General features: G+C 48.3%; 12 protein-coding genes. 9 read left to right on the top strand and 3 right to left on the bottom strand.

Features of this window, described 5'->3' with window-relative positions; all coding sequences use genetic code 11:
- Positions 1-33: 33 nt before the first annotated feature.
- From serS to CUS_RS02500, 3 genes are all read right to left on the bottom strand, one after another.
- Complete coding sequence (gene serS, locus CUS_RS02505) at positions 34-1323, bottom strand: serine--tRNA ligase (protein ID WP_002847365.1); 1290 nt, start codon at positions 1321-1323, stop codon at positions 34-36.
- 116 nt (positions 1324-1439) lie between these two features.
- The gene (locus CUS_RS20610; protein WP_002847359.1) at positions 1440-1565 is read right to left on the bottom strand and encodes a hypothetical protein; all 126 of its coding nucleotides are present in this window, start codon (positions 1563-1565) and stop codon (positions 1440-1442) included.
- On the bottom strand, positions 1546-2187 hold the full coding sequence (locus tag CUS_RS02500) for a histidine phosphatase family protein (protein WP_002847380.1): 642 nt from the start codon (positions 2185-2187) through the stop codon (positions 1546-1548). Before CUS_RS02500 ends, CUS_RS20610 begins: the two co-directional genes overlap by 20 nt.
- Before the next feature lie 807 nt (positions 2188-2994).
- Between CUS_RS02500 and CUS_RS02495 the strand changes: the two genes are divergently transcribed.
- The 9 genes from CUS_RS02495 (at position 2995) to CUS_RS18435 (ending at position 15902) form a co-directional block, all read left to right on the top strand.
- Positions 2995-3660: a helix-turn-helix domain-containing protein gene (locus tag CUS_RS02495; RefSeq protein WP_002847385.1), complete on the top strand. Its 666-nt coding sequence runs from the start codon at positions 2995-2997 to the stop codon at positions 3658-3660.
- A gap of 354 nt (positions 3661-4014) precedes the next feature.
- Complete coding sequence (locus tag CUS_RS02490; protein ID WP_002847350.1) at positions 4015-4848, top strand: hypothetical protein; 834 nt, start codon at positions 4015-4017, stop codon at positions 4846-4848.
- The gene (locus CUS_RS02485) at positions 4830-5660 is read left to right on the top strand and encodes an RluA family pseudouridine synthase (RefSeq protein ID WP_002847371.1); all 831 of its coding nucleotides are present in this window, start codon (positions 4830-4832) and stop codon (positions 5658-5660) included. The genes CUS_RS02490 and CUS_RS02485 overlap by 19 nt, the downstream gene beginning before the upstream one ends.
- Before the next feature lie 577 nt (positions 5661-6237).
- Positions 6238-7503: a 4Fe-4S dicluster domain-containing protein gene (locus tag CUS_RS02475; RefSeq protein ID WP_002847370.1), complete on the top strand. Its 1266-nt coding sequence runs from the start codon at positions 6238-6240 to the stop codon at positions 7501-7503.
- Complete coding sequence (locus CUS_RS02470; RefSeq protein ID WP_002847360.1) at positions 7500-8420, top strand: RnfABCDGE type electron transport complex subunit D; 921 nt, start codon at positions 7500-7502, stop codon at positions 8418-8420. The genes CUS_RS02475 and CUS_RS02470 overlap by 4 nt, the downstream gene beginning before the upstream one ends.
- Before the next feature lie 502 nt (positions 8421-8922).
- Positions 8923-9390, top strand: a complete 468-nt coding sequence (locus CUS_RS02465) for an RNA polymerase sigma factor (RefSeq protein ID WP_002847377.1) — start codon at positions 8923-8925, stop codon at positions 9388-9390.
- A 4-nt stretch (positions 9391-9394) separates the two neighbouring features.
- Positions 9395-12415: a PASTA domain-containing protein gene (locus tag CUS_RS20320; RefSeq protein WP_002847358.1), complete on the top strand. Its 3021-nt coding sequence runs from the start codon at positions 9395-9397 to the stop codon at positions 12413-12415.
- A gap of 197 nt (positions 12416-12612) precedes the next feature.
- Positions 12613-13980, top strand: coding sequence for a TrpB-like pyridoxal phosphate-dependent enzyme (locus tag CUS_RS02455; RefSeq protein ID WP_002847354.1), 1368 nt, complete (start codon positions 12613-12615; stop codon positions 13978-13980).
- A gap of 299 nt (positions 13981-14279) precedes the next feature.
- Positions 14280-15902, top strand: coding sequence for a glycoside hydrolase family 11 protein (locus CUS_RS18435; RefSeq protein ID WP_002847376.1), 1623 nt, complete (start codon positions 14280-14282; stop codon positions 15900-15902).
- Positions 15903-16028: the final 126 nt, after the last annotated feature.

The raw sequence follows: 16028 nt of genomic DNA, 5'->3' as shown, positions 1-16028 counted from the left end.
AGTGCAGCGAGTCAATGACTTTTTTAATATCTCTTACTTAGTAGGCACCAGCTTGTCCTTGCCGCCCATGTACATTCTCAGGGGTTCGGGGATAGATACAGTGCCGTCACCGTTGAGGTTGTTCTCAAGGAACGCTATCAGCATTCTCGGAGGTGCAACAACGGTGTTGTTCAGGGTGTGAGCAAAGTACTTGCTGCCGTCCTCGCCCTTAACTCTTATCTGGAGCCTTCTTGCCTGTGCATCGCCCAGATTTGAGCAGGAACCTACCTCAAAGTACTTCTTCTGTCTTGGCGACCACGCCTCAACGTCACAGCTCTTCACCTTAAGGTCAGCCAGATCGCCCGAACAGCACTCCAGTGTCCTTACAGGTATGTCCAGCGAACGGAAGAAGTCAACAGAGTTCTGCCACAGCTTGTCATACCATGCCTTGCTGTCCTCAGGCTTGCAGACAACTATCATCTCCTGCTTCTCGAACTGGTGTATACGGTATACACCTCTCTCCTCGATGCCGTGAGCACCTACCTCCTTGCGGAAACATGGCGAGTAGCTGGTAAGTGTCTGGGGCAGTTGTGCCTCAGGCAGAGTGGTCTTGATGAACTTGCCTATCATCGAATGCTCGGAAGTGCCGATCAGATACAGGTCTTCACCCTCTATCTTGTACATCATGTTCTCCATCTCAGCGAAGCTCATAACGCCTGTAACAACGCTCGATCTTATCATAAAAGGAGGAACATAGTATGTAAAGCCCCTGTCTATCATGAAATCTCTTGCATAAGACAGTATAGCCGAATGCAGTCTTGCGATATCGCCCTTAAGATAGTAGAAGCCGTTGCCCGAAGTTTCTCTTGCCGCATCAAGGTCGATGCCGTCAAAAGTTTCCATTATGTCAACGTGATATGGTACCTCAAAATCAGGCACAACAGGCTCACCGAACTTCTCTATCTCGACATTCTCGCTGTCGTCCTTGCCTATCGGCACGCTCTCATCGATGATGTTCGGTATCACCAGCATTCTCTCGCGTATCTTGCCTTCCAGTTCTTCTTCCTTAACTTCCAGGTCAGCCAGTTCCTTAGCCATAGCATTTACCTCAGCCTTGACCTTCTCAGCCTCGTCCTTCTGACCCTTGCCCATCAGAGCGCCTATCTGCTTGCTCTTGACATTTCTCTGGTTTCTCAGTTCGTCAGCCCTTGTTCTTGCGGCTCTGTACTCCTTGTCGAACTCAGCTACCTCGTCCACCAGCACCAGCTTTTCGTCCTGAAATTTCTTGCGTATATTCTCCTTGACCAGTTCAGGTTCGGTTCTAATCAGCTTGATATCTATCATATCTACTACTCCTTTATACGTTGGGCGAAAGCCCGAAATTTATCAACTTATAGTGTACCATTTATTGCATGATTTGTCAAGTACCGCCGTATATATCAATAGTATATGCCTGACTCTCACCGCACACCGCAGAATATCTCATCGCCATACCTGCGGCGGGAGAATAACAGCCTTACAGCGGTCAGTTTTCTCATCATGCCGAAGCTGCGCACACAGCGCCCCTCACTCCTCTTCGTCAGCAAACCCCATGTTGCCGTCAGGATATCTGCCCAGTATCTCGAAAGCCTCCGACCTCTGCCACATCGAAGCCGTCACCAGCACCTCAAAGCCCTCACCGAAATCGCAGGCGAATTCCATCGGCTTTCTCTTCGGCACACCGAAACAGCTGAGCATATTCATGATTATGCCGCCGTGTGTCACTACCGCCGCCGAAGTCAGACCCTCATACATCATGTCCGAAATGATTATCTTTATGGCTTCATAGCACCTGTTGACCATCTCCCGCGCCGACTCACCTCCGGGAGGAGGGTTATCAAGCCCGCCCTTTATGTACTGCTTGTATTCGGGAGTGTCCATCAGGTCTTCTGCTTTCTTGTTCTCAAAAGCCCCGAAATCCATCTCTCTGAGTTCGTCCAGTTCAACAGTGTAGCAGTTGGGGTAGAGTATCCCCGCCGTCTGCTTGCACCTTTTTAGCGGCGATATGTAGACTTTCTGCGGATTCGGGTAATCCAGAGTTTCCAGCTTGTCAAAAAGTTCCTGCGCCCCCAGACTGCTCAGCGGCAGGTCAGTCGTGCCGATGTACCTGCCGTCCTCGTTAGCTTCTGTCATACCGTGTCGTATGAATGCTATTCTGTATCCTTTCATTTAACATTCTCCTTACAAGAAAATTTTACTTATATATCGTATCGTGTCCGATGTGCATTTATCAAAAGCAGGCAAAGAAAACATCAAAGCAGATATTCCCTTTTATTCCCGCATATTAAGCTCGTAAAGTAATTTTTTATAGATCTCAGCCCATTCGGATCGACCCGATCTTTCAAACATTACCTGCACGCTTCTTATTCTTTCTGCCATCTCTTCTTTTGTGATATATTTGCGGCAATTTTCGTCTTTGTATAGATCATCTTCACACCGGCAGTATTCCTCGTAGAACCTGCCGTCGGCATCTATGCCCCGATCCTCTGTTTCCGGCGGACCGAAACACCTTATTTTTAAACGTGGTTATCCCGCTGACACACCACAAAAACGGCGGTTTTACAGAACTTAAGGTGGTTGGCGTATGGGCGCTCAATTATCCTTTTGTTTACAGCATTTTCAGCTGGTGTGCTAAAGGGATAGTCATATTTTTAAAAGTACCATGTCACCCTGCTCATTCGGTACACTGTCGGGCATTTGGTATAACGATCTTCCGATAAAAACTTCTTTTGCGCTCATAGTTCCCCCTCACGGTCTTATGGTCAGAGCGGCTTTTCCATATTATAACATTCATTTGATAAAAATTATGACTTTTCCCTTTACAAACAGGTAAAATTGATGTATAATGTAAATGTGGGAATATCCCGCAGTATACAATAAGACTTTACTACTGTAGTGAACATACCGCCTGCGGCGCTGTTTGCTATCAATATCACAGCAATATCCTTAACATCATTTCGGGAGTTGAATTTTATAATGAACGTTGAAAAAAGTCAGCAGTATCTTAAGGAAGTCGGTGAACGCCTCAGAGGTGTCAGACTCCTTATGGGCATTACCCAGAAGCAGGCGGCAGAAGCAACAGGCATTTCCCAGTCGTTTCTGTCATCGCTCGAACGCGGTCAGAAATCTGCCTGCACTGCACAGATAATCTCACTGATAAGGTACTATAAAGTGCCGTATGACATGATATTCGGCAGTGAAACAAGGGATTATAACCTGAGCGATTTCCCGTCAGGCGGCAGTACTGACATAAGCCTTGAACTGCTCAGCATGCTGGTGGGCAAAAGCCGCTCGGATGCGCTGGTGGCAGGTACGGATAACTGCCTCAAGCTGGTTGTGTATATGATATTCCGCACCATCTACCGCGAAAACCCCCGCAACAGCGATAAACTGTTCTCACTCAGCTTTGATGAAGCTATGGAGCGGGTAAAGAACATTCTTCTTGCCGCCCCGAACAATATCGCACGCTTTATACGTGCCAGCCACAGCATAAATGCCAGCCATTTCGAGTTACCACCCGAAAAGAACCCCGAACTTCGGGCATTCATCGCAGAATGTGAGCATATGCTGAGCAATTCAAAAGATGCCAAGCTGCCCATCGGTGACAAGGAAGAATTTATGTCTATTATAACACATAAGTAAAGATATTTCAAGCCTTGCATGATCGGGTGGTCGGAATTCGATCATTAGAAAATGTGGTTGTCCCGCTGACACACCACAAAAACAGCGGCTATACATAACTTAAGTTTTTTGGCGTATATCCTTTTGTTTACCGCATTTTTAGTTGGTGTACTAAAGGAATAGTCATATTAGAAAATGCAGAGATACGCATAAGCGTAACGATGACAAATTTGATCTCCGTTAAGACGGTGAATATATGCAGCGCCCGATCATACTGTTTAGCATAACATTTTCAGATGGTGTGCTGAATGGATAGTCACGTATTATATATAGTATACAAAAGATATCTGACTGCATAAAAAAGAGGTGACCCACATGGACTATAAAGATATAAGGCATACCGCCGCAAAGCGGCTTGCGCTGAACAGCGGTGACTGCGTATCGCTGATGGTTTTCCAGTTTTCGCTGGCGGCATTGCTGGTGCTGTGTGAATCAACGCTGTATCTCTCGCTTCGCAGTATGGGTCACACATGGCTGTACAGTCGGGCTGAACTTCTGGCAGGCAGAAACTCCACATGGCTTTTCTGGATAAGCAAGACGATAGTCGAATTTGCACTGATAGCACCCTGTTTCGGTCTTGCGAGAAGACTTTTCCTCGATGTCGCAATCGGAAACCGGATGAGTGAAACAAAGATGTACATAAGCGCCCATTCGGTCAGCTTTTACAGCGGCGCATTCTACGCTTCGCTGATACAGCTGTTCATAAAGCTGACTGTAATAACGCCGGGGCTGCTGACTTCTTACGGCATATACTATTGGGCGAGGGAGATAACCCTCAACGAACTTACATCGGGGGCGCTGTTTGCACTGACCGCCTGCCTCAGCATGACCGCTGTGTGGACTTTCGTGTCGGTAAGGTTCTTTATCTCGCTGGCGCTGACACCTTATATAATGGCGCTGAATCCCCGCGCAAACATCTTTGATGCCTGTGACCAGTCGGTAAAAATGATGGAGGGCAGACATATGCGCTACCTGTCGTTTCTGTTCTATTTTGTCAGATTTGTGCCTGCGATGCTTCTGGTGTATCCTTTCTTTCTGGTGTACCCATATTTTAAGGTAAGCTACGCACTGTTCATGTCAGAGATGCTGGGCGAGAAAAACAATGACAGACTTCCGGGTATGATAAAGCGATGGAAGAAGTATCAGTGAGAACGCTGACCGTCACCGAGAAAGAAAACGGTCTGACACTTAAAGATATGCTTCGCGGAAGAGGTGTTTCGCGCAGACTGCTGACAAAGCTGAAACTTTGCGGCGGCATAACTCTTGACGGCGATGCTGTCAGGGTGACAGTGACAGTCTGTACAGGGCAGAAAGTACAGCTTTGTGAACCCGAACAGTCCTGCCCCGACCCAAATCCGGAACTGAAAGTACCCGTTCTTTATGAGGACAGCGATGTTATAGTTTTCGACAAGCCCGCAAATATGCCTGTACATGAGTCGATAAACCACAGGGGCGATACACTGGCTAATGCCTTTGCGCAACGCTGTAAGGGCATGACTTTCAGGGCGGTAAACAGGCTTGACCGCGATACCGCAGGCTGTGTCTGCGTGGCGAAAACAAGGTTTGCCGCCAACGCTTTGCAAGGCAGTATAAGCAAGGTCTATATGGGGCTGATACCGCCCACAAAACTAAGCGGCGGAAGAGTCTGCGCACCCATTGCAAGAGAGCGCGAGTCGGTGATACTGCGCTGTGTCAGGGCTGACGGAAAGTTCGCCGCCACCTGCTGGCAGGTCACAGAAAGGCGTGATGACTGCGCACTGGTGAAATTCATACTTGAAACAGGGCGCACCCATCAGATAAGGGTGCATATGGCGCATATAGGGCTTCCGCTGATAGGTGATGAACTCTACGGCGGCGACTGTACCAAACGAAAAGGTCAGGCGCTCATGTGCGGCGAGATAACCTTTGTTTCCCCCGAAAACGGCAGACTTGTAACAGTTCAAACAAAACAGCTTTTATAATTCATAATTCACAATTCATAATTATTGACATGGGCGCAAGTTTCGCGCGTTTCGGAAGAATGCGTTTTCAATTGTAGGGCGGGGGCTTGCCACCGCCGTTCGACCCGTGCCCCGTTATCGCGGTAGTGAACAAAACGACCCGTAGGGGCGTTTTGCGAACGAAGCGATAACCCTTCGGGCGCGGCGGAGCGCAACATCAGCAAAGCTGATGTTTGGGGCTTGGGGGCGAGTCAGCCCCCATTCACAAAAAAATAAAATAGTGCCAAAGAGCGAGAGCTTTTGCGCCTTTTGGCTTGGAGTGAACGGCGCTACTGTAGGGCGCAGAGTGAGCGGAAAGCCAAAGTCGGCAGAAGCGCAAAAGTCTCGCGTTGGGGGCTTGGGGGCTTCGCCCCCATTTAAGATAAGTAACAAGGCAAAGCCCGAAAAACATGCCAAAGAGCAAGAGCTTTTTGCGCCTTGACCGTAGTGAACAAAACGACCCGTAGGGGCGTTTTGCGAACGAAGCGTCAAGCCTAACGCGCAAAAAGGCTTGCGTGGGGGTATGGGGGCTTCGCCCCCATTCAAGATAGGAGCAGAAATGAAGATATTTGGAATTTTTCTTGATAGGGAAAAGAATACGGAAAATGGTCTGACTATTGCATTGCCAACTCCCGAAAGAGTGGCAGTGCCGCTGCCCAAAGACGGCACTGCTGAGGTCAGGGCAGGTCAGTGGGTGCTGACAGGAAGCAGGCTTTGCGGCGGCAGTCTGCCCGCCCATGCTTCGGTGTCGGGCAAAGTCGAAGAGATAAAAGAGTTCGATACCGATGACGGCAGTTTCACGGCAGTGGTCATAAAAGCTGACGAAAATCAGAAAGATGCCGCTGTGAGAGTGCCGCGTGCCGATGACAGGGAGAGTTTCATAAACGCAGTGCGTGAGTCGGGCTGTCCTGCGGCTGAAAAGATATCCGCCGCCGCTGATGCAGATATGCTCATAGTCAACGGCGTGGAAAGCGAGCAGTATGTCACTTCTGAGAACAGGTGCATGCTCGATGACGGAAAGCTGATAACTGCGGGCATAGCGCTCATAAGCAGATTGATGGGCATTGAAAAGACGGTCATAGCTGTGGCTTCCGACTGTGAGGAAGCAGTAGATGCTATGGAGAAGACCGCCGCTGATGCCCCAAAGTGTGAGGTGGTAAAGGTCAGACCCGACCACCCCGCAGGCGCGGATATGGTGCTTGTCAACAATGTGGCAGGCAGACCCATCAAGGCTAACGAAACTGCCGCCGAGAAAAAAGTCATGATACTGCTGCCCTCTGAGGTGGCTTTCATAGCAAGCTATTTTGAAACAGGCATGCCTTTCATAAAAAGGCGTGTGACTGTTGACGGCGACCTTGTAAAAACACCTTGCGTGGTCGAAGCGCCGATAGGTACACCGCTGAAAGACCTCTTCGCTTTTGCTGACGGCAATCTTCTGCCTGCCGAAAAGCTGGTCATCGGCGGTCTTATGACGGGCAGATGCGTCACCGACCCCGAATTGCCGCTGGGCAAGTGCGACAGCGCTGCACTGATATTCATGAAACCGCTGGAAAGCGGCGGCAAGGGCAGTCTGAAAGTCGTGGGCGGTCAGACGAACTGCATACGCTGCGGCAGATGCGCCAAAGCCTGTCCCGCAGGACTGATGCCCATGCGTATCGAAAAAGCTGTCAAAAAGAGAAAACGCACCGAACTCAGGCGGCTGCGCCCCGACCTTTGTATAGGCTGCGGGTCGTGTACTTATGTCTGTCCCGCAAAGCGCGAACTGAAAGATGCAGTAGACAAGGCAAAGACTATACTTGACAGAAAGGGGGGCGATGAAGAATGACAGATTTCAGACCTGAGGTCGCAGAATTTAAAAAATTCTCAGCGCCCTTTGAAAAGGAAGAACAATCGACTTCAAAAATAATGACCCATGTGGTGGTGGGCTTGCTGCCCTCGCTGCTGCTTTCGGGCATAATCTTCGGCGGAAGCGCACTGCTGCTGACAGGCTTCTGCATACTTACCGCCATTTTCTGGGAGTGGCTGTCAGGTATGATACTCAAACGCCCTAAGTCCACCGATGACCTTTCGGCTGTTGTGACAGGCATGGTATTCGCGTTCATGCTGCCTGCGAATTTCCCGTTCTGGAAAGCCGCTGTAGGTACGTTCATGGCGATAGTGGTATTCAAACAGCTTTTTGGCGGACTGGGTAAGAACATACTCAACCCCGCAGCGGCAAGCCGACTTGCCTGCTGGTTCATCTTCCGAAACAGCTTCATTTACCCCGAACCTGTGGTAAATTCCGCCGATGTGCAGAGTACAGGTACACTGTCACTTGTGTCTATGGCTGACAGCTACGGCGATATGTTCATTGGCAGAGTAGCAGGCGGTCTGGGCGAAGTTTCGGTGCTGGCACTGCTGACAGGTGCATTTTACCTGCTGGCGATGAGGGTCATCTCGCTGTATGAACCTGCGGCTTTTCTGGGAACGATATTCGTGTTCTCCTACCTGACAGGTCAGGACGGCATCTATCAGATACTTGCGGGCGGAACTGTGCTGGCGGCGTTCTTTCTGGGCGGCGACAGTGTTACCACACCCATCACATGGAAAGGCAAGCTGGCATTCGGCGTGCTGGCAGGTGCTATCACCTGTGTGCTGAGATTTTACACGCATGTACCGCAGGCAGTGCTTATAGCGATACTTGTCTGTGACCTGCTTACCCCTGTGATAGACAGGCTGACTGAGAACAAGCCGAGATGCTGAGCGGTGCGGCGGCAGAATGCTGATAAAGAAAGAACTTGAAAAAAGTTTTCGCAAAATATCGTCCTTATGGGCGATATTTTTGTCTGTGGTCTATCTCTTTACCTTTAGCACACCACTACAAAGTGCTGTATGACAAGGAAACATTTTGTTGAGGTTATCTTTAGTTCCGATATAACACTATAGCGATCCAACTTTTTAAATTATGGTTATCCCGCTGACACACCACAAAAAACAGCGATCTAGCAGAACTTAAAGTGGTTGGCGGATATCTTTCCCCCGCCGCAGGCGGGGGAAAGATATCCTGCGATCAATTATCCTTTTGTTTACCGCATTTTCAGCCAGTGTGCTAAAGGGATAGTCATATTTTTGTCTAAAAAATCTCAAAAAAAAATTTTTTATCCTGCAAGGATATGACCTTGTGGGGCGTATTACTTATAGAAAACCAGAAAAAAGACGGCGGCACTCCCCCGTGAACGCTGTCTTTAAAGGGGGTGGTTTGACAATGATAGAAAACGTCAGCGGATTTGATGCCGTATATGATGAATATTTTGATATGGTGTACAGGATATGCTATGTGTTCTTTCGCGGTCAGACCGCCGATGCCGAAGACGCGGCGCAGACTGTCTTTATGAAGTATCTGGGGACAGACTCACCGCCCGAAAGCGGCGAACATACCAAAGCATGGCTGATAGTAACAGCGCAGAATACCTGCAAGTCGATGTTAAGACTGCATCACCGCAAAGCTGTCAGCCTTGATGAAGCAGCAGAACAAGGAAAGGATTTTCAGTACAACGAAGTTCTTGATGCAGTTATGCGCCTGCCCGAAAAGGAGCGCATGGCGGTCACCCTGAACATTTACGAGGGCTACACCGCCGCAGAAACGGCAAAACTTATGGGCTGCCGCGAGAACACAGTATATTCATACATACACCGAGCGAGAAAAAAACTCAGAAAAGAGTTAGGAGAGTGAGGGCATGACAGATAAACAGCTTGATGAAAAAATCAGATCCGCGTTTGATAACGTGCGGGCAGGTGACTCTGTCAAGGCTCGCATAAAGAAAGGCATAACAGGTGATGATATGGATAACAGAAATATCACAGCAGCGGATAATATAACAAAGAGCGAGATAACAGCTACAAACGGCAAGGCGGCAGTAAAACGTTCGGGACGCATCACGGCGGCGGCTGTGGCGGCAGTAGTGGCAGTGGGCGGCGGCGCTTATCTGCTGAAAGGCGGCTTTGACAGGGTGGACGATAAGCCACAAAGCAAGCCGGATAGCAAGCCTGAGAGCACAGGCAGTTATGTAGGCAGTGTGCCTGCTGATTTTGATGGTTTCTTTGACCCGCAGGGCTATACGCTGTATGATAAGTTCGGTAAGAACTCTGATATATGGCGGCTGAACAGCGGCAATTTCCTTGTAAGACAGGTAAATGGCGAAGGCGCTGAGTATTATCAGTTTGACGGTCAGGAGTTCTGCTATTTCCTCTATGACGGCAGTGAGAATGCAGTCACCAAAGAGGTCAAGACCGACGGCGCAGGCGTTTATGTATATGATGACTGCTTCGTTACGTGGAAGACCAATTACGGTGAACAGGACGAATACGGTGTCACCGTGAACACCACCATGACCTGCACCATATATGACACCGACCTCGAAGTTATCAAAGATAACATTGAACTGAAACTCGACCACGAAGACCCGATTGGTGCGCCGATAGTCGGTGTAGACAACAAGCTGTTCTATGCGGGCATGTCTTATGATGGTGAAAAGAATACAATAAACGTTTATATGGAGAACGGCGAAAAACTGGGAGTAGCAGAGTGCAGTTCATCGGGGACTATATCTTTCCCTGCGGTTGCAGGCAACGGAGAACATTTCTGCTATACCAATGATGAAGATGATGGTTTGCACATGCAGATACAGTATCTTAACGGATTTTATCGTGAAGAGATATATTTCAATTCCGGTGAAGGTTTATCCACATCTACGGATCGTCTCATTTTCTCAACGGACGATAAGTGCTGTATTGCGTATCCCGATGAAAACGGCAAGCTGACAGTTTACGCCTACCCCGTCAATGGCGGCAAAAGTACAACGACAAGCTACGAAGCGGTATACCCATCAAATGTCAGAAATCCTGATGATATCTATGTCACAAAGGGCGGCAAATTCATGTTTGTTGCTGCACCCATGACTGATAATGCAGGCGTTGACATTTACGTTTATGACCTTGAGGATACTTCGGCTGAGGCAAAGGTGTTCTCATTTGAGGGGCTTTCTGCGGACACCTTTGCCGACGGCAGAAACGTTCTGTTCGATGAAGCGAGCGGTGATGTCTGCATAGGCGGCTTTACTGCTGCCGAAACTCTCCCTTCCGCAAGACAGGATACGGTACTGACATTCAATCTCTACACCGATGAATACACAAACTTTGGTATAAAGCAAACTGACGGCGGATATGACGGCGGCGAAGAACAGAGCGAGCTAAATTATATAGATGATCCTTCAAATATCAATGCGGCAAATGCCAAGACGATGTTCAATATGGTCGTAACAGAGATCGAAGAACAAAGTCTGTTCAGCGGCGCTTCGCTGTCATTCAATGGAGATGAACTGGCAGAAGCCGTAAAGAACGGCTTTGACGAAAGCACAAGCAAGGGCCGGCTGATGAAAGCACTTTACGAACAGTGCATGCCGTTGGAGATAGACATTCTGAATACAGATATTGAAGTCATAGTTGAACCTGATGAATATGAAGATTATTATGCGGCAGTTGTCATCTACGAGGACGAAACTCACACAGGCTACTACAGCTATCCCGAAAATGCGCTTGACCATAGGGACAATAAGAATAGTGAAAGCGATGGTCGGGCAGATGATCTTGTGACCCATTCTTCCGGTGATGCTATGGCATTGCATAATGAAGCGTGGGAACTGCTGGAGAGTTTCAAGGCAAAGGGTGTCAAGGTCAGCGCTGAAAGCGCTAACGCAAATATGGTCGAAACCTATGACTATGACAACGGTGATCTGCCTACTGACCTTACCTCTGACGGCGTGATAACTGCCGAAGAATTCGTGCAGGCGCTGTATGAGAAAAATGGCATAGCTTATGATATAGCTGACTACTACCCATACCGCAGTTTCCAGATAAACTTCAACGAAGACACCGATGACAAGGGCTATGCAAATGATATCAAAGATGTTGTGGTAGTGCTTAAAGACGAAGACAAGACTGAGCGATATGTCTACCCCGAAAGCGGTACGGGCAGCAGTAACGATCAGACAGTGCCCGATGTTACAGGTCTTGAGAGTGAAAAAGCCCAAGAAACGCTTTTGAAAGCGAACTTCAACGTGGTACTGAGAGCCGCATGGGACGATAATGTTCCTGAGAACTGTATCATAAGTACTGATCCTGAGGCTGGCACAGAGTTCCCCGAAGGCGGCAATGTAACGCTCTACATCAGCAAGGGTCCTATGGTTGATGGTGTCAAGGTTCCTAACGTTGTTGGTCAGACTCCGGAAGCTGCTGCGACCATTCTGAAGGAGAACAAGCTGACTGTAAGCGTTAAGGAAATGTCGCACGATGGTGACAAGGGCATGGTGATCGATCAGTCAATTGAACCTGACAAGAAGGTAGACAAGGGCACTGAGGTTACTATCTTCGTTTCAACAGGTGATACAGCCGAAGTACCGCTGACCATCAAGCTCCCTCTGCCTGAGGGTCTGCATGGCGCATATACGGTCGATGTCTACAAGGACGGCAATGTGGCTTATACACAGTCCATCGCAAACGGCGAAGCAGTTGCAGGCTCATATATTTCACTTGATATTATTGGCAAAAAGTCTGAAACACTGACCGTTTCCATTAAGAATGAAGAATCGGGCAAGTCTGTAGACTATGCCGTATTCAATGTCGATTACGATAAGAAAACCGCTGACCTCAACGGTCGGCTGAACAAAGATGGTCTGCTTGCTATCACACCGGCAAAATAGATCTGAAAGTTATAAAAGACACTTCTGCTGTAAAAGGCAGAGGTGTCTTTTTGTGTCGTATGACTGACCATATTCACCAAATTAGTCAGTTCCTTTTGATGGGAATATATAAATTTCGCATTCACCATTGACACTGACGGATAAATGTGTTAAAATGATAAAGTGATAAAGATTTAAACCGAAAGGACTGACTTTTAATGGACAAAAACATTCCCTACAAGATCTACCTCAGCGAAGATGAACTGCCTAAACAGTGGTATAACGTAAGGGCTGATATGAAGATAAAGCCCGCACCCCTGCTTAACCCCGCAACAGGCAAGCCTGTCACTCTCGATGAGATGAGCGGCATATTCTGCCGTGAACTGGCAAAGCAGGAACTTGACAACGATACACCGTATATCGACATTCCCGCAGAGATACTGGATTTCTACAAGATGTACCGCCCCGCACCGCTGGTAAGGGCGTACTTCCTTGAAAAGGCGCTGGGCACTCCCGCGAAGATATACTATAAGTTCGAGGGCAACAACACTTCGGGCAGCCACAAGCTGAACAGTGCTATCGCTCAGGCTTACTATGCAAAACAGCAGGGTCTTAAAGGCGTTACCACCGAAACAGGTGCGGGTCAGTGGGGCACTGCGCTGTCTATGGCTTGCTCTTATTTCGGACTTGACTGCAAGGTGTACATGGTAAAGGTATCTTACGAACAGAAGCCTTTCAGACGCGAAGTAATGCGCACCTACGGCGCTGATGTCACTCCGTCGCCATCTGACACAACAGAGGTCGGCAGAAAGATACTCGCTGAATTCCCCGGCACAACAGGTTCACTGGGCTGCGCTATATCCGAAGCTGTTGAAACTGCTGTCAACACTGAGGGCTACAGATATGTTCTCGGTTCGGTGCTTTCACAGGTATTGCTGCACCAGTCTGTTATAGGTCTGGAAACTATGGCGGCTTGCGACAAGTACGATATCAAGCCCGATATAATCATCGGCTGTGCAGGCGGCGGTTCAAATCTGGGCGGTCTTATCTCGCCGTTCATGGGCAGAAAGCTCAGGGGCGAAGCTGACTACAGATTTATCGCGGTCGAGCCTTCTTCCTGCCCGTCACTGACAAGGGGCAAGTACGCTTATGACTTCTGCGATACAGGCAAGGTTTGCCCTCTCCAGAAGATGTATACTCTGGGCAGCGGCTTCATACCATCTGCAAACCACGCAGGCGGTCTGAGATATCACGGCATGAGTTCTGTACTGTCAGAACTGTATGATGAGGGTCTGATGGAAGCAAGAAGCGTTGAACAGACTTCTGTATTTGAAGCTGCAACACAGTTCGCAAGAATTGAGGGAACTCTCCCCGCACCCGAAAGCAGCCACGCTATCAGGGCAGCTATCGACGAAGCGCTCAAGTGCAAGGAAACAGGCGAGGAAAAGACTATCCTCTTCGGTCTGACAGGCACAGGCTACTTTGATATGGTGGCGTACCAGAAGTACAATGACGGCGTTATGATTGATTATATCCCCACCGATGACGAACTTGCAAAGAGTTTTGCAAAATTGCCAAAGATCTGATAATAAAAGCAAAAGACCGATCACACCGATCGGTCTTTTTTTGCTGTTTAACGGCTTTGATGTGGTGTACTATCTGCACATTCCGTGTAAAAAACGGATATAAAGGCACAAAGAAGGCAATTTTTGTTGGTGACGGTTGTATAAACAGCAAAAAATGATTAGAAAATGTTGAGTGAAAAGTATAAAATATTAACAAATAGAAGAATAGTAAACGTTTACCAAACTGTCGGAAAACTTTGCTGTTTTTGTATTATCATTCATTTTTAGAACCAAATTTTAGAGAGAGAGGAATTATGCTTATGAAGAACAACGTTATCAAGAGAGTTGTAAGCGCAGCGATCGTAGGTATGATGATGACAGCACCTGCAACAGTGGCACCATTTGTAAACACTAGCCTGACGGTTTCTGCTGAGAAGGTGCTTTACACATCGCCGCAGAACACCAGAGATGTTGGTTGGTACAACAATTACCACCACGAGATCTGGCAGGCAGATACCCCCAACTCTTCGTCAATGACCCTGCATGATAATGACGGCGGTTTCAGCACAACATGGAAGTGCGGACCCAACAACTCAAAGGGCAACTTTCTTGCAAGACGCGGTCTGTTCTATGACCTCAACAACCCAAAGACATGGAAGGATTATGAAGGTTTCACCTGTGATTTCGATTGCAGCTGGTCGGCAGGCGATTCGGGCAACTCCCGTATCTGCATCTACGGCTGGTCGCAGAACCCTCTGGTCGAGTACTACATCATCGAAGACTGGAAGAACTGGAATCCCGGTATGGATCCATCTTCCAACTATAAGGGCTCTGTAACTATAGATGGCAGTGAATACAAGGTATATACCAGTGACAGATATTCCTACACCATCGAGGGCAACAAGAACTTCACACAGTATATCAGCGTTCGTCAGAACACCAGAACTTCGGGTACCATCAGCATTTCCGAGCACTTCAAGGCTTGGGAGTCTATGGGCATGAAGATGGGCAACTTCTACGAAGTAGCATTCAACGTTGAAGGCTGGGAGAGCGATGGTCAGGCAGATGTTAAATGCACCATCAAGGAAGGCAAGACCACCCCTACACCTACACCCACACCTGAGCCTGATGCAAACGGCGATTTCTTCACAGGCACATTCGAGTCGGTCTATGACAACTGGGAAGGCAGAGGCGATGCTTCGGTAGCGCTTGATAACAAGAACTACTACAGCGGTAATCAGTCGCTCTTTGTAAGCGGCAGAACAAGCGAGTGGAACGGCGCGGCTATCCCGCTGAGCACTTCCACATTCGTTCCGGGCAGCACTTACAGCTTCAGCACAGGCGTTATGCAGATGAGCGGTTCTGCTACCGAAATGAAGCTCACTATGCAGTACAAGGATTCTTCAGGCACTACCCAGTACGATCAGGTAGCTTCCGCAACAGCTTCCAACGGCGTGTGGACAAAGCTGGAGAACAAGGCATATACCATTCCAAGCGGCGCTAGTGATCTGATACTCTATGTTGAAGCACCTGACAGCCTCACAGATTTCTATATCGACAACGCAGCAGGTTCTAAATCGGGCAAGGCTTCTTCTGTAACAACAGGCGGCGGCACTGTATATTCTTCCAACCCCAGCCCCAACCCTGACCCCAACACCAACACATATCCTACCAACGTATGGGCAGAATCAAATTCTCAGTATCATCAGATCAGATTTACATGGGATAAGGTAGAAAATGCACAGAACTACGGCATAGCAGTTTATCTGGCAGGCAGATGGAGAATACAGACCCAGTCCATTTCTCCTTACACCACTTCCTACACAACTCCTAAGAACCTGACACCCGGCAAGAGTTACAAGGTTGCTGTTGCTGCAAAGGTAAACGGCAGCTGGGATGTTGCAAATGCCATCAAGAATGCTATAGTTGTTACTGTAAGGTAATACGGCTTATAGTTTATAGTTAACGGCTTACGAGTAAAAGCGCGAAATAAGCGATCTCAAGGTCAATTACTGTAAATGCGGTAAAATTATAAAAACTCCCGAAAGTGTAAGTGCTTTCGGGAGTTT

Source organism: Hominimerdicola alba 8, from assembly GCF_000178155.2.
In the GTDB taxonomy this organism is placed as follows: Bacteria; Bacillota; Clostridia; order Oscillospirales; family Ruminococcaceae; genus Hominimerdicola; species Hominimerdicola alba_C.
Note: the sequence above shows the minus strand (reverse complement) of the source record. Positions and strands in the feature narration are given on the sequence as shown.